Below are 21,057 nucleotides of genomic sequence, written 5' to 3'. Positions count from 1 at the left end.
GCGGGCAGGTCCTACCCCAGCTCGTGGGCGCCGAGGTCGGTCCGCCCGACGACCGCACGACGGACCGGCCGCGCCGGGGCGGCGTACTCCCAGCGGGCGCGCCAGCGCCGCGGCACCGCGCCCCCTCGGTCGACCGCGGGGGAGGACGGCTGGAGACGGAAGTCCTCGGCCTCCGGGTCGACGAAGCCGCCGGGACCGACCACGCGGTTGCGCCGGGCGTCGGCGGGACCACTGCTCAGCACGCCGGGCCCGAGGACGAGGTTGTTGCGCAGGTGGGCGCGACTGCCGTCGGCGAGCGCGACGAAGGTGCCGGACGTACGCCGGTTGACGAAGGTGTTATTGACGACCCAGAGCACCCGCGAGGGGTGGGTCAGCCCCTCGGCGCCGTAGGAGACGAGCGCGGGGTTCTCCGAGTTCGGCCCCTGCACGATGACGTTGCCGGCGACGAGCGAGCGCCCGCCGTTGGGCAGGTCGATCGAGTAGCTCGCGGTGCCGTCGCCGTCGCTGATCCGGTTGCCGACGATCGTGGTGGCTGCAGCACGTGACTTGAGCTCGTGCCCGGTGTCGGCGTCCGAGAGCCAGCTGCCGACCACGGTCAGTGAGCGGACGGACCCGGCGTAGAGGTTGTGGGAGTAGCCGTCACCCGCGCCGTTGCGGAAGAACCGGGAACGCCGGACGACCACGTCGCTGTCGGGGTCGGCGCCGGTGAGGATGCCGTTCTCGTTGTCGTGGAACCAGCTCCGCGTGACGGTGAGGTCGGTGCCCTCCTGGCGGATCCCCGCACCGTTGCGGTCGGGGACGGCGGCGCCGCTGAACTCGATGCGGTCCACGGTCGTGCGGTCGCCCGCGATCACCCAGATCGCCTTGCCCTGCGCGTCCTGCCCGTCGGCGCGGAGGTGGGCCCGCCCGCCGTCCCCGCGGAGGGTCAGGTCGTCCTGGGTCCAGGTGGCGACGTCGCCCGAGTAGGTGCCGGCGTCGATCAGCACGGTGTCGCCGTCCCGGGCGACGGCAGCAGCGGCGCTGGGGGTGGTGAGGGCGCGGTCCGGCCCGACCCGCCACGTGCGCGGGGAGTCGGCGGCGTACGAGCCGGGCACCGCGACCGTGCAGGCCAGGACGATCGCCCCGCAGGCGAGCAGCCGTGGCGCGCGGGCGTCAGACACCGAAGGCGACCCCACGCAGGTCGGCCTTGATCGCGTCGAGGCGACCGACCGCGGAGATGCGCGCCGCGTCGACGCCACCGTCGGCGTCGTCCCCGACCGGGATCACGACCTCGAGGTAGCACTTCACCTTGGGCTCGGTGCCGCTCGGGCGCACGATCACCCGCGCCCCCTCGGCCAGGGTGTAGCGCAGGCCGTCGGTCGGGGGGAGGGCCGCCGAGCCCTCGGCCAGGTCCTCGGCGCGCTCGACGGCCAGGCCGCCGAGCGAGGTCGGGGGAGCACTGCGCAGCCGGTCCATGGTCTGCGGGATGTCGGCGAGGTCGTCGAAGCGCACGGACAGCTGGTCGGTGGCGTGCAGCCCGTGCTGGTGGGCGATGTCGTCGAGCACGTCGGTGAGCCCGCGGCCTGCCGCCTTCGCCTCCGCGGCGAGCTCGCAGACGAGCAGCAGCGCGGAGACGCCGTCCTTGTCCCGCACGTGCTCGGGGTCGCAGCAGTAGCCCAGCGCCTCCTCGTAGCCGAACGCGAGGCCCTCTACGCGGCCGATCCACTTGAAGCCGGTCAGCGTCTCCTCGTGCGGCTGCCCGGCGGCCGCGGCCATCTTGCCGAGCAGGCTCGAGGACACGATCGAGTTGGCGAAGGTGCCGGTGCGCCCGCGCGCGATCAGGTGGTGGGCCAGCAGGGCACCCACCTCGTCGCCGCGCAGCATCCGCCAGCCATGGGCGTCGGGCACCGCGACCGCACAGCGGTCGGCGTCGGGGTCGTTGGCGACCACGATGTCGGCGTGCAACCTCTCCGCGAGCGCCATGGCGAGGTCCATCGCGCCCGGCTCCTCGGGGTTGGGGAACGCGACGGTCGGGAAGTCGGGATCGGGGTGCTCCTGCTCCTCCACGATGTCGGGAGCGTCGAAACCGGCGGTCTCCAGCACCTGCGCGACCGTCGTGCCTCCGACGCCGTGCAGCGGCGTGTAGACGATCCGCAGGTCGCGGGGGCCGTCCTCCACCAGGCTGGCAGCGGTGTCGAGGTAGTTGTCGAGGATCCTCTCGCTGACGAGCGTGCCGGCGCTGCCGCGGGGCAGGTCGGCCAGCGGCCCCACCGCGGCGATGTGCTCGGCGATCTCGATGTCGGCCGGGGGGACGATCTGGCTGCCGTCGCCGAGGTAGACCTTGTAGCCGTTGTCCTGCGGCGGGTTGTGGCTCGCGGTGACCATCACGCCGGCGGCGCAGCCCAGCTCGCGGATGGCGTAGGCGAGCACGGGAGTGGGCAGCGTCCGCGGCATGACGAGGGCCTTGAGGCCGGCGCCCGTCATGATCTCGGCGGTGTCGCGGGCGAAGACGTCGGAGTTGTGGCGGGCGTCGAAGCCGATCACCACGGACCCGCCGCTGTGGCCGGTGGCCTTGAGGTAGGCCGCCAGGCCGGCCGCCGCGCGCGTGACCACGACGCGGTTCATCCGGTTGGGGCCGGCGCCGAGCGCGCCGCGCAGGCCGGCCGTGCCGAACTCGAGGGTGCCGGCGAAACGGTCGGCGAGGTCGGTCTCCTCGCCGCGCTCGGCAGCGGCGAGCACCGCCTCGAGCTCGGCGCGGGTCTGCTCGTCGGGGTCCTCGGCGGCCCAGGCGCGGGCCTGCTCGACGAGGGGGCTCAGATCGGTCATGGGCGCACGCTATCCCTCCCCGCTCGCGAGGCGTTGTCAGCGGGCGCTGCCAGGATCTGACCATGATCGATCACCTGGGCATCAACTGCACCGACCTGGCCCGCGCGGCCGCCTTCTACGACCGGGTCCTCGGCGTGCTCGGCCACCGCCGCGTCATGGATGTCGGCGTCGCCATCGGCTACGGCACCGAGGGTCCCGACTTCTGGATCAGCACCTTCGAGGGCGTCGGCCCCAACCGTGAGGTGCACGTCGCCTTCAGCGCGCCCGACGCCGCGACGGTGCGGGCCTGGCACGCCGAGGCGCTCGCCGCGGGAGCCGAGTCGCTCCACGAGCCGCGGCTCTGGCCGGAGTACCACCCCGGCTACTACGGCGCCTTCGTCCGGGACACCGAGGGCAACAACGTCGAGGCGGTCTGCCACAACGGCGACTAGCGTTGCCCCATGCCCGCCACCCTCCGCTCCGTCAACGCCGGCGCCCTGGCGGCCGTCCCCGGGATGAAGCGCCCCAGCGCCATCCGCAAGCACCCGGTCGACCGGATCGAGGTCCGCGACCCGGGCCCCAAGAAGGGTGGCCTCGGAAGCGGCGTGGTCGGTGACGAGATCGGCAGTCGCAAGCACCACGGCGGGGAGACCCAAGCCGTGTACGCCGTGGCGCGCGAGGAGATCGACTGGTGGGCCGAGCAGCTCGACCGCGACCTGGCCGACGGGATGTTCGGCGAGAACCTCACCACGAGCGGTCTCGACGTCGACGCCGCCGAGGTGGGCGAGCAGTGGCGCGTCGGAGCCACGCTGCTCGAGGTCTGCGGACCGCGGGTGCCGTGCGCGACCTTCGCCAAGCACATGGCCGAGCCGCGGTGGGTGAAGCGGTTCACCGAGCGCGGCCGCACCGGGGCCTACCTCGCGGTCCGCGAGCCCGGAGCCCTGGCGACGGGCGACCCGATCGAGGTCGTGCACCGTCCCGGGCACGGTCTCACGGTCCCGATGTTCTTCCGGGCCGCGATGGGCGACAAGGAGCTGGGCAGCGTGTTCCTCGACGCGAGGGTCCTGCCGCAGGTCGAGCACGACTGGTTGGCCTCGCGCCAGTGACGTGATGAGGTCCTGGCGCGAGGTCCGTCAGTGACGAAGGATCAGGAGAGTGCGGCCACCGCTGCGTCGTAGTCGGGCTCGACGCCGATCGCGTCGGTGAGCTGCGTGTGCAGGACCGTGTGGTCGGTGTCGAGCACGACGACCGCGCGGGCGAGCATGCCCTTCCAGCCGCCGTCGGCCATCGCGACGCCGTAGTCCTCGCCGAAGGAGGAGCGGAAGGCCGAGCCGACCTCGACGGCCTCGATGCCCTCGGCGCCGCAGAAGCGCGCCTGTGCCAGCGGGAGGTCCACGGACACGTTGACGACGGTGGTGTTGTCCAGGCCCGCGGCGAGCTCGTTGAACTTGCGCACGCTCGCCTGGCAGACGCCGGTGTCGATGCTGGGGAAGATGTTCAGGACGACCCGCTTGCCCGCGAGGTCGGCGTCGGTGACCGGCTGGAACTTCAGTCCCACCAGGTCCCATCCGGGTGCCTGCGAGCCGACCGCGGGGAGCTCGCCCACGGTGTTGACGGTGTTGTCTCCGAGCTGTGTGGTTGCCATGGCCCCAACCTATCCACCCACCCCCGATCGCCTTCGCGCCCGTCCGAGGTGCGGCCGCCTAGAGTGCCCGCATGGCTGCCAAGGACCGGACCACCGTGATCGTCGACGTCCTGCGGGACGCGTTCGCGCCGCTGATGCGCGCCGAACCGGCAGCGTTCCGGGCGAAGTACCGCAAGATGGCCCGCGACCCGCACGCCTTCTACCGCGGCACCGCCTGCCTGTTCTACAACGACGTCACGTCGGAGACCGACGACTGGTCGCGCCACGGTGCCGAGCGGATCTGGATCCACGGCGACCTGCACGTCGAGAACTTCGGGACCTACCTCAACTCCGACGGTCGGCTGGTCTTCGACATCAACGACTTCGACGAGGCGTACGTCGGCCGCTTCACGTGGGACCTCCAGCGCTTCGCCGCCAGCCTCGCACTGGTGGCGTGGCAGAAGGCGCTCCCCGAGGACGCCATCCGCAAGCTCATCGCCCGTTACGCCCGCGCCTACCTGGCCCAGGTCAACCACTACGTCGCCTCCGACTCCGACGACGACTTCGAGATCCGGCTCGACCGCGCCGACGGCCCGGTGCTGATCGCCCTCGAGGAGGCGCGCGCGATGCGTCGCGCCGACCTGCTCGACCAGATGACCGTGATGCAGAAGGGCATCCGGAAGTTCGCCGAGGACGGCAGCACACGGCGACTGTCCCCCCACGAGCGGACCGAGGTGGTGGCCGCGTTCCGCGCCTACCTCGACACGATCCCGCAGTCCAAGCGCTTCGACCGCGAGCTCTTCTACGAGCTGCGCGACGTCGTCGGCAAGTCGGGCTTCGGCATCGGCAGCGCCGGGCTGCCGGCGTACAACGTGCTCGTCGAGGGCTACAGCCAGGCGCTCGACAACGACGTGGTGCTGAGCATGAAGCAGGCCAACATCCCGGCACTGAGCCGCTTCGTCGACAGCGCCGACGTCGATGCCTACTTCGAGCACGAGGGCCACCGCACGGCCGTCAGCCAGCGTGCGCTGCAGGTCCACACCGACCCGCTGCTGGGCCACACCAGCATCGGCGGCGTCGGCTACGTCGTCTCGGAGGTCTCGCCCTACGAGGTCGACCTCGACTGGGGCGAGATCAACGAGCCGGCCGACATGCGTGCCGTCGTCGAGCTCCTCGGCCGGGCCACCGCCAAGATCCACTGCGCGTCCGACGAGGACAGCCAGCAGGACCTCGTGGACTTCCAGGTCGAGGAGGCGATCGCCGCGTCGCTGAAGGGCCGCCGCAACGACTACGTCACGTGGCTGTGCGACTGGGGCATCGCCTACGCGGCGCGTGTCCGCCAGGACCACGCCCTGTTCGTCGACGCCTTCCGCGAGGGCCAGGTCGGGATCGCCGCCACCTGACCCCCGCGGGTCGTGAACCACGCTCAGGCGTCGATGCTGCCCATGTGGCCGTAGCGGTCGCCGACCACCGCGTCGCGCGGCACGGCCTGCTCCAGCGCGGTCAGGTCGGCGCTGGTGAGCTCGACGTCGGCGGCGCCGACGTTCTCCTCGAGGTAGCGCACCCGCTTGGTGCCGGGGATCGGCGCCACCCCCAACGTGGAGTCACCCTGCGCGAGCACCCAGGCCAGCGCGAGCTGGCCGGGCGTGCAGCCCTTGGTGGCCGCGATCGCGCGCACCTTCTCGACGAGAGCGAGGTTGGCGTCGAGCGCCTCGCCCTGGAAGCGGGGGAAGTACTCCGACCGGCGCCGGTCCTGCTCCCCGTCGGCGCCGCTCTCGGCGGAGATCGCGCCGGTCAGCAGGCCGCGGCCGAGCGGCGAGTAGGGGACCAGGCCGATGCCGAGCTCGCGCAGGACGGGGAGGATCTCGTCCTCGAGGTCGCGGGTGAAGAGCGAGTACTCCGTCTGGAGGGCGGTGATCGGGTGCACCGCGTGGGCCTTGCGGATGGTGGTGGCCGAGGCCTCGGAGAGGCCGAGGTGCCGGACCTTGCCGGCCTCGACGAGCTCGGCCATGGCCCCGACGGTCTCCTCGATCGGCACGCTCTGGTCGACGCGGTGCTGGTAGTAGAGGTCGATGTGGTCGACGCCTAGCCGCTGCAGTGAGGCGTCGCAGGCGGCGCGGACGTAGTCGGGGCTGCCGTTGATGCCGACCATGGTGCCGTCGGGGAGGCGCTCGTTGCCGAACTTGGTGGCGAGCTGGACCTCGTCGCGTCGCCCGGCGATCGCCTTGCCGACGAGCCGCTCGTTGGTGAACGGGCCGTACATGTCGGCGGTGTCGAGGAACGTCACGCCGAGGTCCAGTGCCCGGTGGATGGTGTCGGTGCCGCCCTGCTCGTCGGGAGTGCCGTAGAACTCCGACATCCCCATGCAGCCGAGGCCGAGGGAGGAGACGGTCAGGGAGCCGATCTGTCGCTGGTGGATGCTCATGCTCTCCAGCCTGCTCCTTGGAGTGCGCTCCAAGTCAAGGGCCGCGTCACCCTTCCGGCGACACCTTGTTCTCGTAGAGCGCGATCTTGTAGTCGATCGCGCGCAGGTGCGAGCCGACCTCGGAGAGCTGGCGCTCGACGACCTCGCGGTGCGCGAGCAGCAGCGCCAACCGCTCGGCCTCGTTGCCGGCGCCCGCGCGCACCAGGGCGGCATAGCGGCGCACGTCGCGGATGGGCATGCCGGTGGACCGGAGGCGGGTCACCATCTCGATCCATCGGAGGTCGTCCGCGGTGTAGCGCCGGTGGCCAGACGAGGCGCGCTCGACCGAGTGGAGCAGCAGCCCGTCGCGCTCGTAGTAGCGCAGGGTGTGGGCCGTGAGGCCGGTCTGCTCGGCCGCCTCGGCGATGCTCAGGCTCGTCACCTCCCCAGTCTGCGACTTGGAGTGCGCTCCAAGTCAAGGGGGGTGTGTGCCCGCTCAGCCCAGCGCGGGGCGGTGGAACTGCGCGAGCGCGAAGGGCCCGCCGACGAACTCGGCCTCGGCCTCGTCGTCGGGACCGCTCTCGATGCCGGCGGCGAAGGCCTCGGCATCGTCCTGCGGCTCGTAGCCCAGGCGCCGGCCCGGCTCGAGGTCCCACCAGGCGCGGGTGTTGGCGCTGATGCCGTAGAGCACGGCGTAGCCGGGCGCGGGAGTGGTCAGCGCCGCCTCGACCATGCGGACACCGTCGTCGTGGGACAACCACGTGGACAGCGCGCGCACGCTGGTCGGCGCCTCCAGGAACGACCCGATCCGGCAGCAGACCGCGTCGATGCCGTGGCGGTCGACGAAGAGCTGCATCAGCGCCTCGGCGGTCACCTTGGCCACGCCGTAGTAGGTGTCGGGTCGGGGGAGGGCGTGCTCGGTGAGCTCGCCGTCGGCGCGCGGGGTGCGGCCGACGGCGTGGTTGGAGCCTGCGTAGACGATCCGCTGCACACGGTGGGTGAGCATCGCGTCGAGGAGGGCCGCCGTGGTGACCACGTGCGAGGTGAGCTCGTCGGGCAGGGACAGCTCCTCCGGTGCGCCGGCGAGGTGGACGACTGCGTCCAGCCGCTCCTCGGCGAAGACCGCGGCGACGGCATCGGCGTCCGCGCAGTCGGCCTCGTGCCAGGGGAACGTGGTGCCCTCCGGTGCCGGCACCAGGTCGAGGCCGACCACGTCGTGGCCGCGCTCGACCAGCCCGACCGTGATGACCCGACCGAGGCTGCCCGCGGCGCCCGAGACGAGGACGCGCATCAGATCTTGGTCACGACCTGGCTGAGCAGGCCGCCCATCCGGCTGGCCGCCGCCTTGCCCGCCTCGAGGACCTCCGCGTGGTCGAGCGGCTCGCCGCTCAGGCCGGCGGCGAGGTTGGTGACCAGGCTGATGCCGAGGATCTCCATGCCGGCCTCGCGGGCGGCGATGGCCTCGAGCGTGGTGCTCATGCCGACCAGGTGGCCGCCCAGGACGCCGGCCATGCGGACCTCGGCGGGCGTCTCGTAGTGGGGCCCGGGGAACTGGACGTAGACGCCCTCGTCGAGGCTCGGGTCGATCTCCTGGCACATCGCGCGCAGGCGCGGGCTGTAGAGGTCGGTGAGGTCGACGAAGTTGGCGCCGACGATGGGGCTGGTCGCAGTCAGGTTGATGTGGTCGGAGATCAGCACCGGCTGGCCGGGCTGCCACCCCTCCTTGAGTCCGCCGCACCCGTTGGTGAGCACGATCGCCGAGCAGCCGGCTGCTGCCGCCGTACGGATGGGGTGCACGACCGCGGCGACACCCTTGCCCTCGTAGAAGTGGGTGCGCGAGAGGAAGACGAGGAGGTTGCGGTCGGCCCCCTCGGAGTCGGTGCAGCGGATGGAGCGGATCTTGCCGCTGTGGCCCACCACGCCGGCGGCGTGGAAGCCGGGGAGGTCGGTGGTGTCGATCTCGGCGGTCGCCTCGCCGAGCGCGTCGACCGCGGGCAGCCAGCCGGAGCCGAGCACGAGGGCGACGTCGTGGTGCTCGATGCCGGTCAGCTCGGCGAGCTTCGCGGCGGCGGCAGTGGCGGCTTCGTACGGCGTCTGGTCGCTCATGGGCCGAACTCTAGGGCCAGCCGCAGGCCGTCCGGAATCAGAGGCCGGTCGAGCGGCAGTCGCGGCGGCGCAGTGCGGCGACGTAGTCCTCAGGCGCCCCTGCGGCGTCCGCCGCGTTGGCCAGCACGCCGAGGTAGGAGGCGGACGGCAGGCCGCCCTCGTAGGCATCGAGGACGTAGGCCCACACCACCAGGGGGCCCGTCATGGTCTGCACCCGGACCTTGGTCTTGCGGTAGAGGCCGGTGTCGGCCGACTCCCAGCCGTCGAGGGCCTTCTCGTCCTCGTCGGTGACGTCGTAGACGGCCACGAAGACCTGCTCGAAGGGGTCCTGGACGATGGTCGAGAGGGCTCCGTCCCAGCCGTGCTCCTCGCCGCCGAAGGTCAGTCGCCAGCCGGTCAGCCACCCGGTCGACTCGAGGATCGAGTGGGGGCAGCGCTCGCTCATGCGGGCGGGATCGAGGTTCGTCCCGTAGGCGGCGTAGAGCGTCACGGGCCACAGGCTACCCAGCCCGGACCTCGGGTGTCCCAGCGCGACGTGGACAACTAGGCTGACCCCGTGACCGACACCCATTTCGACACCCTCGTCCTCGGCGCCGGCCCCGGTGGCTACGTCGCCGCGATCCGCGCAGCCCAGCTCGGCCAGAAGGTGGCCGTGGTGGAGGAGAAGTACTGGGGAGGTGTCTGCCTCAACGTCGGCTGCATCCCCTCCAAGGCGCTGCTCAAGAACGCCGAGCTGGCGCACACGCTCCAGCACGAGAAGGCCAAGTTCGGCATCGAGGGCGACGCCACGATGTCCTTCGGCCCGACGCACAAGCGCAGCCGTGACGTCAGCGCCGGCATCGTCAAGGGCGTCCACTTCCTGATGAAGAAGAACAAGATCACCGAGATCGACGGGTGGGGCACGCTCACCGGTCCGACCGGGATCGATGTCGCCAAGGACGGCGAGACCACGGGCTACACGTTCGACAACCTCATCATCGCCGCCGGCGCGACCGTGCGGCTGGTGCCGGGGGTCGAGCTCAGCGACAACGTCGTCACCTACGAGGAGCAGATCCTCGACGACCAGCTCCCCGGGTCGATCATCATCGGCGGCTCCGGCGCGATCGGCGTCGAGTTCGCCTACGTCATGGCCAACTTCGGCGTCGACGTGACGATCGTGGAGTTCCTCGACCGGATGGTGCCGACCGAGGACGCCGACATCTCCAAGGAGCTCGCCAAGCACTACAAGAAGCTCGGCGTGAAGGTGCTGACCTCGACCGCGGTCAAGAACGTCGAGGACACCGGCTCCGGCGTCAAGGTCACCGTCGCCCCCGCAGCGGGCGGCGACGAGCAGGTCCTCGAGGCCGACAGGTTCCTCGCCGCCTTCGGCTTCGCCCCGCGCACCCAGGGCTACGGCCTCGAGAACACCGGCGTCAGCGTCTCCGAGCGCGGCGCCATCGAGATCGACGACTTCGGCCGCACCAACGTCGAGAACGTCTACGCCATCGGCGACTGCACCGGGAAGATGATGCTCGCCCACGTCGCCGAGGCGATGGGCATCGTCGCCGCCGAGACGATCAACGGCGCCGAGACCATGCCGGTCGCCTTCGACTTCGTCCCGCGCGCGACCTACTGCAACCCGCAGATCGCGTCGTTCGGCTACAGCGAGGCCCAGGCCAAGGAGAAGGGGTACGACGTCAAGACCGCGTCGTTCCCGTTCAGCGCCAACGGCAAGGCGATGGGGCTCGGCGAGCCGATCGGCTTCGTCAAGGTCGTCGCCGACGCCGAGCACAACGAGATCATCGGCGCGCACATGATCGGCCCCAACGTCACCGAGCTGCTGCCGGTGCTGACGATGGCCCAGCAGTGGGACCTCACCGCCGACGAGGTGGCCCGCAACGTCTTCGCGCACCCGACCCTGGGTGAGGCCGTCAAGGAGGCCGTCCACGGCATCGCCGGCCACATGATCAACTTCTGAGACGAGCAGCCGGGCGCGAGGAACGAGCGTCCGGTGTGGCTCGGCCAGGTCGAGTAGCCGCCGCGGCTGAGGAACGAAGCCGCGACGCGGCATATCGAGACCCACTCGACCGGCGAGACCGAGCGCGAGGACCAGACCGAAAGCGATGAGAGGAAGACCGAGTGACTGACCACATCGTCATCATCGGCGGCGGCCCCGGCGGCTACGAGGCGGCGCACGTCGCGGCCCAGCTCGGCGCCGAGGTCACGATCGTCGACACCGACGGCGTGGGCGGCTCGGCGGTGCTGACCGACTGCGTGCCGAGCAAGACGCTCATCGCCACCTCCGAGCTGATGACCGAGATGTCGACGGCGCAGGAGCTCGGGGTCAACTTCCACGACCACCATGGCGACGCGGCGACGGCGATCTCCGTCGACCTGGCGCGGGTCAACGCGCGGGTCAAGCAGCTCGCGGCCGACCAGTCGACCGACATCGCGGCCCGTCTCGACCGCGACGGCGTACGCGTCGTGACCGGTCGTGGCCGCCTCGGGCCGGACCTCACCGTCGAGGTGGGCGAGGAGACGCTGCAGGCCGACGCGATCATCGTCGCGACCGGTGCCGCGCCGCGGACCCTGCCCTCCGCGCAGCCGGACGGCGAGCGGATCCTCACCTGGGAGCAGGTCTACGACCTCACCGAGGTGCCGGACAAGCTCATCGTGGTCGGCTCCGGTGTCACCGGCGCGGAGTTCGCCAGCGCCTACCTCGCGTTGGGCATCGACGTGACCCTGGTCAGCAGCCGTGACCGGGTGCTGCCGGGCGAGGACGCCGACGCCTCCGCGGTCCTCGAGGACGTGCTGACCCGTCGCGGGATGAACGTCCTCGGCCAGTCCCGCATGCAGTCGGTGACCAGGGACGGCGACACCGTCACGGTGACGCTGACCGACGGGCGCACGGTCACGGGAAGCCACTGCATCCTGGCGCTCGGCTCCGTCCCCAACACCGCGGACCTCGGCCTCGAGGACGCCGGTGTCGCGGTCGACGACGGCGGCTTCATCACCGTCGACCGGGTCTCGCGCACCTCGGCGCGCGGCATCTACGCCGCCGGCGACTGCACCGGGGTGCTGATGCTCGCCTCGGTCGCGGCGATGCAGGGCCGGATCGCGATGTGGCACTTCCTCGGTGACGCGGTCGCCCCGCTGGACCTCAAGAAGGTCTCCTCCAACGTCTTCACCTCACCGGAGATCGCCACGGTCGGTTGGTCGCAGCAGGCCGTCGACGCCGGCGAGATCCAGGCCGAGGTCGTCACCCTGCCGCTGGCCGGCAACGCCCGGGCCAAGATGCAGGGCGTGCGCGACGGCTTCGTGAAGCTCTTCTGCCGCCCCGGCACGGGCATCGTCGTCGGGGGAGTGGTCGTCGGGCCGCGCGCCTCCGAGCTGATCCACCCCGTCTCGATCGCCGTGGCGGAGTCGCTCACCGCCGACCAGCTGGCCCACGCCTTCACCGTCTACCCCTCGATGAGCGGGTCGATCGCCGAGGCCGCGCGCCGGTTGCACCGGGTCTGACACCTGACCCGACATCTGGCCTGACCCCGACCCGGGCATCGGGCCCGGGGCCCGGCTGGCACGCGGGGCACCACCACGTACGGCGGTTGGCGGCATCGCCCGGCACCTCCGCGGTGACGCTGATCGGTCCACCGCAGCGGCGGCACCCGCGGCGCTGACGACCGGTCACCCAGTGGTCGTCGCCGCGGGCCGAGGACCCCGTGGTGACCTGGTAGGCGCCCTCGACGGTCGCCGAGTGCCGAAGCATCGTGGCGGCCCGCTCGACCAGCCGGCCCAGGTCCACCTCGCCGACCGGAGTCCAGGGGCTCACTCCGGTGAGGAAGGCGAGCTCGTTGGCCCAGAGGTTGCCGAGCCCGGCCATCGCGCGCTGGTCGAGCAGAGCGCTGACCAGCGGCTGCTGCGGCTCGCGCGCGAGACGGCGTACGGCCTCGGCCGCGTCCCAGTCCTCCCGCAGCGGGTCGGGACCGAGGTGCCCGACGAGGTCCGCCTCCCGGTCGGTCGGCACGAGGTCGAGGTCGTGGAGCCGGATGCCCTGCACCGTGCGTGCGTCGTCGAGCGCGAGGACGAGTCGGACGTGCGGCTGGAGCCTGGCCGGGAGGTGCTTGCCGGGCGCCAGGGTCGACCACGAGCCGTCCATCCGGAGGTGGCTGTGCAGCGTCGCGGCCGGGGAGGTGCCGATCGCCGAGAGGCGGGTCAGCAGGTGCTTGCCGTGGGTGTGGTGGCCGAGGACCGTGCGGCCGGAGACGTCCCGCGTCGCCAGGCGGGGCGTGCGGAAGTCGGAGCGCTCGATCGTGTGGCCGGTGAGCTGGCGGTCCAGCCGCCGGGCGAGCTTCCAGACGCTGTCTCCCTCGGGCATCCGTCCAGTGTCACAGGCGACACCGACAGGTGCTCAGCGGCGGTGGAACCCGTCCATGCCGTTGGTGGTCTGGTTGAGATAGGCCTGGGCGAGGTTCTGCTGGCCGTGCACGCCGTGGCTGCTCGACCTCGCCAGCTGGGCTCCGGCGTCGATCGCGCCGGTGATGCTGCCCGCCTGGTGCCAGGGGACCCAGCGGTCCCCGACCCGCACCATCCGCACGAGCGGCTCGTCCCCGGCCGACAGCTTGCGCGCGTCCGCGGCGCAGACACCGATGCTCCGTGGGGTCCCACCGGGCGGCGCCCACTCCACGTCCCGCATCGACGGACCGTGCTGGGGGTTGAAGAAGCAGGGCTCGCGCCGCTCGGGCAGTGGTTCGCCGGCCTGGACCGCGAGGACGGCGGCGCAGTGGTAGCGCGCATCGGCGACCACCTGCTCCACCACGACCACGTCCTCGGCGGTCTCGCTCGCTGCCAGCAGCTGCGTGGCCTGGTCGTAGCTGTCCAGCGCCCGGCGGTAGTGGTCGTGGGCGACCTCGTCGGGGTCGTCGGCCCGGGTGTCGAGGTGGAGGCCGGAGACCTGCTCACCGAGGACGGTGACGTCCTCGTCCATCAGCTTGCGGGCCGTGCGCCACCGGTCCTTGGCGGCGAGCTCACGCTCACGACGTCGTCTGCGTCCCCCGAACATGCTCGGAGTCTCGCACGGCGCGCGGGTCACGGCGACCGGATCAGCCGCCGTCCCCACCGCCCCCGCCTCCGTCGCCGGCCCCGCCGCCGTCGCCGAATCCGCCGCCGCCGTCGCCCCAGCCGGAGTAGTCGTGACCGCCGATCATGCCGCCGTCGCTCCAGGCGCCGGGATCGGACCAGCCGGCGGCGAGCGGCAGCTGGACGCCGCCCTGGCCCGGCAGCGTCCCGGCGTACGTCATGGTCAGCCGTTCGGCGTCGATGCGTCCCTCCCGCACCAGCTCGGCGTACCAGCCCCCGGCCCAGGCGGCATAGAGCGGACCGGACGCGAACCAGGCGACCCTCCGGTCACCGAGGCGGACCAGGCGCACCTCGGGCTGGTCGCCGCGGGCCAGTCGCTCGGCGTCGCGGAAGCAGACCGGGACCGCGCGCGGCACACCGCCCACGGGGGCCCACTCGACGTCGCGGGTGGCCGGGCCGTGCGCCGGGTCGAAGAAGCAGGGGTCTCGTCGCTCGGGGCAGGGCTCCCCGGCCTGGGCGGCGAGGACACACGCGTGGGACCAGCGGCCGTCGGACAGGACCCGCGTGACGCCGGTGACGTCCGGTGCCGTCGCCGACCGGGCCAGCGCTGCCTTGGCCTCCTCGTAGGAGTCGAGGGCGCGTTGGTAGTCGGCGCGCACGGCCTCGTCGAGGTCGGCCCCGAGCGTGTCGAGGTGCAGGCCGGCCAGCTCCTCGCCGAAGCGGGTGACGTCCTCGTCGGCTGCGCGGCGCACGTGCCGGAAGGCGTCGAGCTCGGCGAGCTCGCGCTGCTGCTTGTCCTTGCGCCGTCGACCCAGCACACCGTCATGATGCCACCGATCGGGTGTCAGGGACCTGCTGCAGGCGTTCGTCGTACGCCTGTACGCTCGGTGGTTCTGTTCGTCGATTCTCGGGGGAGAAGCCACGCCATGACCCGTTCCCGCATCCTGCTCGCGCTCGTGTTGAGCGCGCTGCTGCTGCCCGCCCTGCCGGCGAGCGCCGCTTCGAGCGCCGATGAGCGCCGGAAGATCGAGACGTGGGCGACGCCGGGAAGCACCGCGATCACGCTGACCGGGCACGGCTTCGGGCACGGCCACGGGCTCTCGCAGTACGGCGCCCTGGGGGCGGCCGGGCAGGGCCTGACGTGGCAGCAGATCATCGACTTCTACTACCCCGGCACGACGTGGGGGACGATCAGCGGCAAGGTCCGCGTGCTCATCACGGCCGACACCGGGCGTGACGTCCAGGTCACGGCCGAGCGTGGCCTCAAGGTCGCCAGCCTGTCGCGCCAGCGCACCTGGCGGTTGCCGCAGGTCGGCGCGAAGAAGTGGCGCCTGGTCGCCGCCGGCAGCGGCACCGCGGTGCAGTACACCAAGGGCGGACGGTGGAGGACCTGGAAGCAGGTGAAGGGCGAGGCGGAGTTCTCGGCCCTCGACGGCATCCTGACCCTGGTCCTGCCCGGCGCGCGCCGCGACTACCGCGGCACGCTGCAGTCGGTCTCGCCGCGCCAGGGCAAGCGGGAGACGGTCAACAAGCTCAGCATGGAGGCCTACCTGCGCGGCGTCGTGCCCCAGGAGGTGCCGGCCCTGTGGGCGCCGGCCGCGGTCAGTGCCCAGTCGGTGGCGGCCCGCACCTACGCCGCATTCGAGCGTGCGCACCCGTCGGCCGGGCACTACGACCTGTGCGACACCACGCAGTGCCAGGTCTACGGCGGCGTCGACGTCGAGCACCCCGACGCGACCGCGGCGATCAAGGCCACGGCCAAGCAGGGCCGGTACTACGACGGCCGACCCGCCTTCACCCAGTTCTCCGCGAGCAACGGCGGCTTCTCCTCGGCCGGCTCCATGCCCTACCTCGTGGCTCAGGCCGACCCCTACGACGGCCTCGCCAACCCCAGCTACTCCACCTGGACGACGACCATCGACGACACCCAGGTCGAGAAGCAGTGGCCCGCCATCGGCGACCTCGTGAGCATCGAGGTCACCGCACGCGACGGCAACGGCGACTGGGGCGGCCGGGTCACCGACATGGCCTTCATCGGCAGCACCGGGACCGCGCGCGTCGACGGCGACACCGTCCGCTCCTACTTCGGCCTCAACTCCGACTGGTTCACCTTCTCCGTCGCACCGCGCCAGTTGGGTCCGGCCCGCCAGTGACGGGTGCTCGACGGACGGCGGTGCTGCTCGCCGCGCTGGCGCTCGCGGCCACGGGTTGCGAGGCGGGCGGGGCGGCCGACGCGGACGGCCCGCTGCCGGACCTGACCGTCGACACCGAGGTGACCTCGACCATCGACTACGTCGCCCTGGGCGACTCGTTCTCGGCGGGTCCGTTCATCGGCACCATGCGCACCGACCCGCAGGGCTGCGCCCGCTCGCTCGACAACTACCCCGCCTTCCTCGCCGACTGGCTCGACGTCGCCAGCTACACCGACGTCTCGTGCTCCGCGGCGGTGACGGCGGACCTCTACGCACCGATGACGATGTTCGACGGCAACACCGCCCGCCCCCAGCTGGACGCCGTCACCGCGGAGACCGACCTGGTCACGATCGGCATGGGCGGCAACGACTTCGCGATCTACGACTCGCTGATCAAGTGCCAGGACGGCGCTCCCTGCCCGGTGGCCGACCTCACCGCCGATGCCCGCAAGGTCGCCGGGCGGATCGAGCAGGCGGTGCGCCGCATCCAGAAGGCCGCGCCGGACGCGTCGGTCTACGTCGTCGGCTATCCCGACATCCTCCCGACCGAGGGCACCTGCGACGCGGTCGGCGTCACGGCCGACGTGCTGGGGCCCGTGGCCGAGATCGCCGGTCAGCTCAATGCCTCGCTCGAGAGGGGCGCGACGGCGGCCGGGGCGTCGTACGTCGACATGGAGGCCGTCTCCGAGGGCCACGACGTCTGTGCCAAGGGGAAGGCGTGGGTCAACGGGCCCCGTTTCCGCGCCGGCATCGCCGCGCCGTTCCACCCGAAGATCAACGGGATGCGGGCCGTCGCCGCGGAGGTCTACACGACGATCACCGGCGAGGAGCCCGAGGTCACCGAGTACGCCGAGCCGGACCCCGACACGATCGTGCTCAACGAGGGCTGACGGCCCGCAACCACCCGCCGGAGTCATCCCGACGGGTGGTTCGGTGCGACACCGGGTCGGCGACCATGTCAGGACACCCACTGACGAAGGAGCACACACATGTCGGACGACGCGAAGGCCGCCAAGGAGCTCGTGGAGACGCTCAAGGACGGCGAGCGTGGTTTTGCCGAGGCCGCGGACAAGGTGCGAGACAGCGAGCACCCTGCGTGGGCCGAGACGCTGCGGCGCCTGTCGACGCAGCGCGCCGGGTTCCACCGCGAGATCGTCGAGCTCGGCCACGAGTACGGCGACGACGTCGACGAGAGCGGTTCGGTCGCCGCCGCCGTGCACCGCGGCTGGCTCTCGCTCAAGGACGCCCTGACCGGCGACGACGCGGGCGCGGTGCTCGCGGCCGCGGCCACCGGTGAGGACCACGCGGTGTCCGAGTACGACAAGGCCCTCGAGATGGACCTCAGCGCCGGGTTCCGCGAGGTCGTCACCCGCCAGCGTGCCGCGGTCGTGGTGGCCCGCGACGAGGTCAAGGCGCTGCAGGTCGCGGGCTAGTCCCGGACCGCTGGCCCCACCTGTCAGCCGATCACCAGCACCAGGTCGCCGCCCTCGACGGCCTGGGTGGTGCGGACCGCCAGCCGACTCACGGTGCCGGCGACGGGCGCGGTGATCGAGGCCTCCATCTTCATCGCCTCGATCGTCGCGACCGTCTGCCCGGCCTCGACCGTGTCGCCCTCGGCCACGGTCACGGTCACCGCACCGTCGTAGGGGGCAGCCACCTGGCCGGGGCTCTTGGGGTCGGCCTTCTCGGTCGACACCTCCTTGGCGGAGACGCTGCGGTCGCGCACCGACACCGGCCGGAGCTGGCCGTCGATGGTGGCCATCACGTTGCGCAGGCCGCGTTCGTCGGGCTCGCTGATCGCCTCGAGCCCGTAGAGGACCGTCTTGCCCTCGCGCAGCTGCACAGGGTGCTCGCCGCCGCGCTGGAGTCCGTAGAGGTAGGGCGAGGTCGGCACCACGGACAGGTCGCCGTACTGCTCGCGCGACTCGAGGAAGGCTGCCGTCGGCCCGGGGAACAGCAGCTCGTTGAGCGTCGCGCGCCGGTCGGACGCCAGTCCCGCCTGCTGCTCGGGCGTCAGGCCCTCGCTCGGCTGCTTCCACGTGCGCCCGGCGAGTGCCTTGGCGCGGAACGGCTCGGGCCACCCGCCGGGCGGGTCGCCGAGCTCACCGTTGAGGAAGCCGATGACGGAGTCGGGGATGTCGTACGACGCGGGGTCGGCCTCGAAGGCAGCCGGATCGGCGCCGGCTGCGACCAGCGCGAGCGCGAGGTCGCCGACGACCTTGGACGACGGGGTCACCTTGACGACGTTGCCGAGGATGTCGTTGGCCGCGGCATACATGTCCTCGACCTGCTCGAACTTCTCCCCGAGACCCAGCGCGATCGCCTGCTGGCGCAGGTTGGAGAGCTGGCCGCCCGGGATCTCGTGGCGGTAGACGCGGCCCGTGGGTGCGGGCAGGCCCGACTCGAAGGGCGCGTAGACCCGACGGGTCGCCTCCCAGTAGGGCTCGAGCGCGTTGACGGCCGCCAGGGACAGACCCGTCTCGCGATCCGAGTGGTCGGTCGCCGAGACGAGCGCGGAGAGCGCCGGCTGCGAGGTGGTGCCCGCCATCGCCGCGCAGGCGGCGTCGACCGCGTCGACCCCGGCGTCGATCGCCGCGACGAGGGTGGCGAGCTGGCCGCCGGGGGTGTCGTGGGTGTGCAGGTGGACGGGCAGGTCGAAGCGCTCGCGCAGTGCTGTGACCAGGGTGCGGGCCGCCGGTGCGCGCAGCAGGCCGGCCATGTCCTTGATGGCCAGCACGTGGGCGCCGGCGTCGACGATCTGCTCGGCGAGCCGGAGGTAGTAGTCGAGCGTGTAGAGCTTCTCGCCCGGCGAGGACAGGTCGCCGGTGTAGCACAGCGCCACCTCGGCCACTGACGTCCCGGTGGCACGGACGGCGTCGATCGCGGGCCGCATCTGCGAGACGTCGTTGAGGGCGTCGAATATCCGGAACACGTCGATCCCGGTCTCCGCGGCCTCGTGGACGAACGCCTCGGTGACCTCGGTCGGGTACGGCGTGTAGCCGACCGTGTTGCGTCCGCGCAGCAGCATCTGCAGGCCGATGTTGGGGATCGCCTCGCGCAGGGCGGCCAGCCGCTCCCACGGGTCCTCGGCCAGGAAGCGCAGCGCCACGTCGTACGTCGCCCCGCCCCAGCACTCGACGGACCACAGCTCGGGCGTGGTGCGGGAGACGTGCCCGGCGACCGCGACGAGGTCGCGGGTGCGCACGCGGGTCGCGAGCAGCGACTGGTGGGCGTCGCGGAAGGTGGTGTCGGTGACGGCGACCCGGTCCTGCGCGCGCAGCCGTCGGGCGAACTCCTCCGGCCCGACCTCGCGCAGCAGCTGGCGGGTGCCGTCGGGCACCGGCTGCGACCGGTCGAGGGCCGGCAGCTTGCTCGACGGCGAGATCGACACCGGGGCCGCGCCGTGCGGCTGGTTGACGGTGACGTCGGCGAGGTACTCCAGCAGCCGGGTCGCCCGGTCACCGCCGACGCGGGCGCGGACGAGGTGGGGGTGGTCCTCGATGAAGGACGTGGTGACGCCGCCCGCCGCGAAGTCGGGGTCGGCGAGCACGGCCTGGAGGAAGCCGACATTGGTGGACACGCCGCGGATCCGGAACTCGAGGAGGGCGCGGCGGGCCTTCTGCACGGCCGACTCGAAGGTGCGCCCGCGACAGGTGAGCTTGGCCAGCATCGAGTCGAAGTGCGGGCTGATCTCCGCGCCGGTGTAGGTCGTACCGCCGTCGAGCCGCACGCCCGGGCCGCCGGGGGAGCGGTAGGTCGTGATCTTGCCGGTGTCGGGGCGGAAGCCGTTGGCGGGGTCCTCGGTCGTGATGCGGCACTGCAGCGCGAAGCCGCGGACCTGCACCGAGTCCTGGGTGAGCTCGAGGTCGGCGAGCGTCGCGCCGGCCGCGATGAGCATCTGCGACTGCACGAGGTCGATCCCGGTGACCTCCTCGGTCACGGTGTGCTCGACCTGGATGCGCGGGTTCATCTCGATGAAGACGTAGCGGCCCTGCGGGTCGAGGAGGAACTCGACGGTGCCGGCGTTCTTGTAGCCGATCTCCTGGGCGAAGCGCACCGCGTCGGCGCACATCCGCGCCCGGATGTCGGGGTCGAGGTGGGGCGCGGGCGCGATCTCGACGACCTTCTGGTGGCGTCGCTGCACCGAGCAGTCGCGCTCGTAGAGGTGGATCACGCCGCCCTCGGTGCCGGTGCCGTCGGCGAGGATCTGCACCTCGATGTGACGCGGGTCCACGACGGCCTGCTCGATGAAGACGGTCGGGTCGCCGAAGGCGCCGTCCGCCTCGCGCATGCAGGTCTCGATGGCCTCGCGCAGGCCGGCACGGTCGTCGACCTTGCGCATCCCGCGGCCACCGCCGCCCGCAACGGCCTTGACGAAGAGCGGGGTCTCGCCGATCTCGTCGAGCAGGGCCTCGGCAGCGGCGAGGAGCGCGTCGACGTCGGTCGAGGGCTCGACCGAGGCCAGGGTCGGTACGCCGGCAGCCTTGGCCGCAGCGATCGCGCGCGCCTTGTTGCCGGTCAGGGTCAGCACCTCGGCGCTGGGCCCGATGAACGTGATGCCGGCCGCGGCGCAGGCCTCGGCGAGCGCCGGGTTCTCCGACAGGAAGCCGTAGCCGGGGTAGACGGCGTCGGCGCCGCACTCCACGGCGACCGCGACGATCGCGTCGGGATCGAGGTAGGCACGCACCGGGTGCCCGGGCTCGCCGATCTGGTAGGCCTCCTCGGCCTTCATCCGGTGCTCGGACCAGCGGTCCTCGTGGGGGAACACGGCCACCGTCTTCGCGCCGATCTCGCGCGCGGCTCGGAGGGCCCGGACTGCGATCTCGCCGCGGTTGGCGATGAGGACCTTGGAGAACATGGGCCGAACGCTATCGAGTGGCGCGTGTGACGTG

General features: G+C 72.1%; 20 protein-coding genes. 8 read left to right on the top strand and 12 right to left on the bottom strand.

What is annotated here, in order from left to right; all coding sequences use genetic code 11:
• Positions 1-11: 11 nt before the first annotated feature.
• Positions 12-1,160, bottom strand: a complete 1,149-nt coding sequence (locus tag BM127_RS15795) for a right-handed parallel beta-helix repeat-containing protein (RefSeq protein WP_157829535.1) — start codon at positions 1,158-1,160, stop codon at positions 12-14.
• A complete protein-coding gene (locus BM127_RS15790) occupies positions 1,153-2,805 on the bottom strand; it encodes a phospho-sugar mutase (protein ID WP_091199983.1) in 1,653 nt (550 codons plus the stop codon). The genes BM127_RS15795 and BM127_RS15790 overlap by 8 nt, the downstream gene beginning before the upstream one ends.
• Before the next feature lie 62 nt (positions 2,806-2,867).
• Here BM127_RS15790 and BM127_RS15785 point away from each other — a divergent pair, with 62 nt between their 5' ends.
• Entirely contained in the window at positions 2,868-3,236 is a 369-nt protein-coding gene (locus tag BM127_RS15785) for a VOC family protein (RefSeq protein ID WP_091199981.1), read from the top strand.
• Between the two features lie 9 nt (positions 3,237-3,245).
• Entirely contained in the window at positions 3,246-3,890 is a 645-nt protein-coding gene (locus tag BM127_RS15780) for an MOSC domain-containing protein (RefSeq protein WP_091199979.1), read from the top strand.
• A 41-nt stretch (positions 3,891-3,931) separates the two neighbouring features.
• On the opposite strand, the gene tpx is transcribed toward BM127_RS15780, so the two are convergent.
• Positions 3,932-4,429 (bottom strand): thiol peroxidase, encoded by a 498-nt coding sequence (gene tpx, locus BM127_RS15775; RefSeq protein WP_091199977.1) that lies wholly within the window; start codon positions 4,427-4,429, stop codon positions 3,932-3,934.
• 71 nt (positions 4,430-4,500) lie between these two features.
• On the opposite strand from tpx, the gene BM127_RS15770 reads away from it, so the two are divergent.
• Positions 4,501-5,811, top strand: a complete 1,311-nt coding sequence (locus BM127_RS15770; protein ID WP_091199976.1) for a DUF2252 domain-containing protein — start codon at positions 4,501-4,503, stop codon at positions 5,809-5,811.
• A gap of 23 nt (positions 5,812-5,834) precedes the next feature.
• Here the strand turns inward: BM127_RS15770 and BM127_RS15765 are convergent, their stop codons facing one another.
• From BM127_RS15765 to BM127_RS15745, 5 genes are read right to left on the bottom strand one after another with little or no spacing between them, the layout of a single operon-like run.
• Positions 5,835-6,833 (bottom strand): aldo/keto reductase, encoded by a 999-nt coding sequence (locus tag BM127_RS15765; RefSeq protein WP_091199974.1) that lies wholly within the window; start codon positions 6,831-6,833, stop codon positions 5,835-5,837.
• Positions 6,834-6,879: 46 nt separating this feature from the next.
• Positions 6,880-7,254 (bottom strand): MerR family transcriptional regulator, encoded by a 375-nt coding sequence (locus tag BM127_RS15760; protein ID WP_091199972.1) that lies wholly within the window; start codon positions 7,252-7,254, stop codon positions 6,880-6,882.
• A 54-nt stretch (positions 7,255-7,308) separates the two neighbouring features.
• Positions 7,309-8,103, bottom strand: a complete 795-nt coding sequence (locus tag BM127_RS15755) for an NAD-dependent epimerase/dehydratase family protein (RefSeq protein WP_091199970.1) — start codon at positions 8,101-8,103, stop codon at positions 7,309-7,311.
• Positions 8,103-8,918: a purine-nucleoside phosphorylase gene (locus BM127_RS15750; protein ID WP_091199968.1), complete on the bottom strand. Its 816-nt coding sequence runs from the start codon at positions 8,916-8,918 to the stop codon at positions 8,103-8,105. The genes BM127_RS15755 and BM127_RS15750 overlap by 1 nt, the downstream gene beginning before the upstream one ends.
• A 37-nt stretch (positions 8,919-8,955) precedes the next feature.
• Positions 8,956-9,408, bottom strand: a complete 453-nt coding sequence (locus BM127_RS15745; protein WP_091199966.1) for a gamma-glutamylcyclotransferase family protein — start codon at positions 9,406-9,408, stop codon at positions 8,956-8,958.
• Positions 9,409-9,474: 66 nt separating this feature from the next.
• On the opposite strand from BM127_RS15745, the gene lpdA reads away from it, so the two are divergent.
• Together lpdA and BM127_RS15735 are read left to right on the top strand one after the other, a co-directional pair.
• Complete coding sequence (gene lpdA, locus BM127_RS15740) at positions 9,475-10,875, top strand: dihydrolipoyl dehydrogenase (protein WP_091199964.1); 1,401 nt, start codon at positions 9,475-9,477, stop codon at positions 10,873-10,875.
• A gap of 161 nt (positions 10,876-11,036) precedes the next feature.
• Positions 11,037-12,416 (top strand): NAD(P)H-quinone dehydrogenase, encoded by a 1,380-nt coding sequence (locus tag BM127_RS15735; protein ID WP_091199963.1) that lies wholly within the window; start codon positions 11,037-11,039, stop codon positions 12,414-12,416.
• On the opposite strand, the gene BM127_RS15730 is transcribed toward BM127_RS15735, so the two are convergent.
• The 3 genes from BM127_RS15730 to BM127_RS15720 are packed head-to-tail and all read right to left on the bottom strand — an operon-like array spanning position 12,352 to position 14,791.
• The gene (locus tag BM127_RS15730) at positions 12,352-13,272 is read right to left on the bottom strand and encodes a DNA-formamidopyrimidine glycosylase family protein (protein WP_091199961.1); all 921 of its coding nucleotides are present in this window, start codon (positions 13,270-13,272) and stop codon (positions 12,352-12,354) included. The two genes, BM127_RS15735 and BM127_RS15730, sit on opposite strands and share 65 nt — an antisense overlap.
• A 33-nt stretch (positions 13,273-13,305) precedes the next feature.
• Positions 13,306-13,956 carry a hypothetical protein gene (locus BM127_RS15725; RefSeq protein WP_139227756.1) on the bottom strand — a complete coding sequence of 217 codons (651 nt, stop codon included), beginning with the start codon at positions 13,954-13,956 and terminating at the stop codon, positions 13,306-13,308.
• 40 nt (positions 13,957-13,996) lie between these two features.
• Positions 13,997-14,791, bottom strand: coding sequence for a hypothetical protein (locus tag BM127_RS15720; RefSeq protein WP_091199959.1), 795 nt, complete (start codon positions 14,789-14,791; stop codon positions 13,997-13,999).
• A 108-nt stretch (positions 14,792-14,899) separates the two neighbouring features.
• On the opposite strand from BM127_RS15720, the gene BM127_RS15715 reads away from it, so the two are divergent.
• From BM127_RS15715 to BM127_RS15705, 3 genes are all read left to right on the top strand, one after another.
• A complete protein-coding gene (locus BM127_RS15715; RefSeq protein WP_157829534.1) occupies positions 14,900-16,126 on the top strand; it encodes a SpoIID/LytB domain-containing protein in 1,227 nt (408 codons plus the stop codon).
• Positions 16,123-17,055, top strand: coding sequence for an SGNH/GDSL hydrolase family protein (locus BM127_RS15710; protein WP_091199957.1), 933 nt, complete (start codon positions 16,123-16,125; stop codon positions 17,053-17,055). The genes BM127_RS15715 and BM127_RS15710 overlap by 4 nt, the downstream gene beginning before the upstream one ends.
• A gap of 99 nt (positions 17,056-17,154) precedes the next feature.
• On the top strand, positions 17,155-17,598 hold the full coding sequence (locus BM127_RS15705) for a PA2169 family four-helix-bundle protein (RefSeq protein ID WP_091199956.1): 444 nt from the start codon (positions 17,155-17,157) through the stop codon (positions 17,596-17,598).
• A gap of 23 nt (positions 17,599-17,621) precedes the next feature.
• On the opposite strand, the gene BM127_RS15700 is transcribed toward BM127_RS15705, so the two are convergent.
• Positions 17,622-21,023, bottom strand: coding sequence for a pyruvate carboxylase (locus tag BM127_RS15700; protein ID WP_091199955.1), 3,402 nt, complete (start codon positions 21,021-21,023; stop codon positions 17,622-17,624).
• Positions 21,024-21,057 lie beyond the last annotated feature (34 nt).

It is taken from the genome of Nocardioides alpinus, from assembly GCF_900112035.1.
In the GTDB taxonomy this organism is placed as follows: domain Bacteria; phylum Actinomycetota; class Actinomycetes; order Propionibacteriales; family Nocardioidaceae; genus Nocardioides; species Nocardioides alpinus.
Note: the sequence above shows the minus strand (reverse complement) of the source record. Positions and strands in the feature narration are given on the sequence as shown.

Bases quoted from the DNA above. Each gene is read 5' to 3' on its own strand.
- BM127_RS15725 (WP_139227756.1), bottom strand. From the start codon at position 13,956: ATGTTCGGGGGACGCAGACGACGTCGTGAGCGTGAGCTCGCCGCCAAG.
- tpx (WP_091199977.1), bottom strand. From the start codon at position 4,429: ATGGCAACCACACAGCTCGGAGACAACACCGTCAACACCGTGGGCGAG.
- BM127_RS15715 (WP_157829534.1), top strand. From the start codon at position 14,900: ATGACCCGTTCCCGCATCCTGCTCGCGCTCGTGTTGAGCGCGCTGCTG.
- BM127_RS15705 (WP_091199956.1), top strand. From the start codon at position 17,155: ATGTCGGACGACGCGAAGGCCGCCAAGGAGCTCGTGGAGACGCTCAAG.
- BM127_RS15785 (WP_091199981.1), top strand. From the start codon at position 2,868: ATGATCGATCACCTGGGCATCAACTGCACCGACCTGGCCCGCGCGGCC.
- BM127_RS15750 (WP_091199968.1), bottom strand. From the start codon at position 8,918: ATGAGCGACCAGACGCCGTACGAAGCCGCCACTGCCGCCGCCGCGAAG.
- BM127_RS15770 (WP_091199976.1), top strand. From the start codon at position 4,501: ATGGCTGCCAAGGACCGGACCACCGTGATCGTCGACGTCCTGCGGGAC.
- BM127_RS15700 (WP_091199955.1), bottom strand. From the start codon at position 21,023: ATGTTCTCCAAGGTCCTCATCGCCAACCGCGGCGAGATCGCAGTCCGG.
- BM127_RS15765 (WP_091199974.1), bottom strand. From the start codon at position 6,833: ATGAGCATCCACCAGCGACAGATCGGCTCCCTGACCGTCTCCTCCCTC.
- BM127_RS15780 (WP_091199979.1), top strand. From the start codon at position 3,246: ATGCCCGCCACCCTCCGCTCCGTCAACGCCGGCGCCCTGGCGGCCGTC.
- BM127_RS15730 (WP_091199961.1), bottom strand. From the start codon at position 13,272: ATGCCCGAGGGAGACAGCGTCTGGAAGCTCGCCCGGCGGCTGGACCGC.
- BM127_RS15755 (WP_091199970.1), bottom strand. From the start codon at position 8,103: ATGCGCGTCCTCGTCTCGGGCGCCGCGGGCAGCCTCGGTCGGGTCATC.
- BM127_RS15790 (WP_091199983.1), bottom strand. From the start codon at position 2,805: ATGACCGATCTGAGCCCCCTCGTCGAGCAGGCCCGCGCCTGGGCCGCC.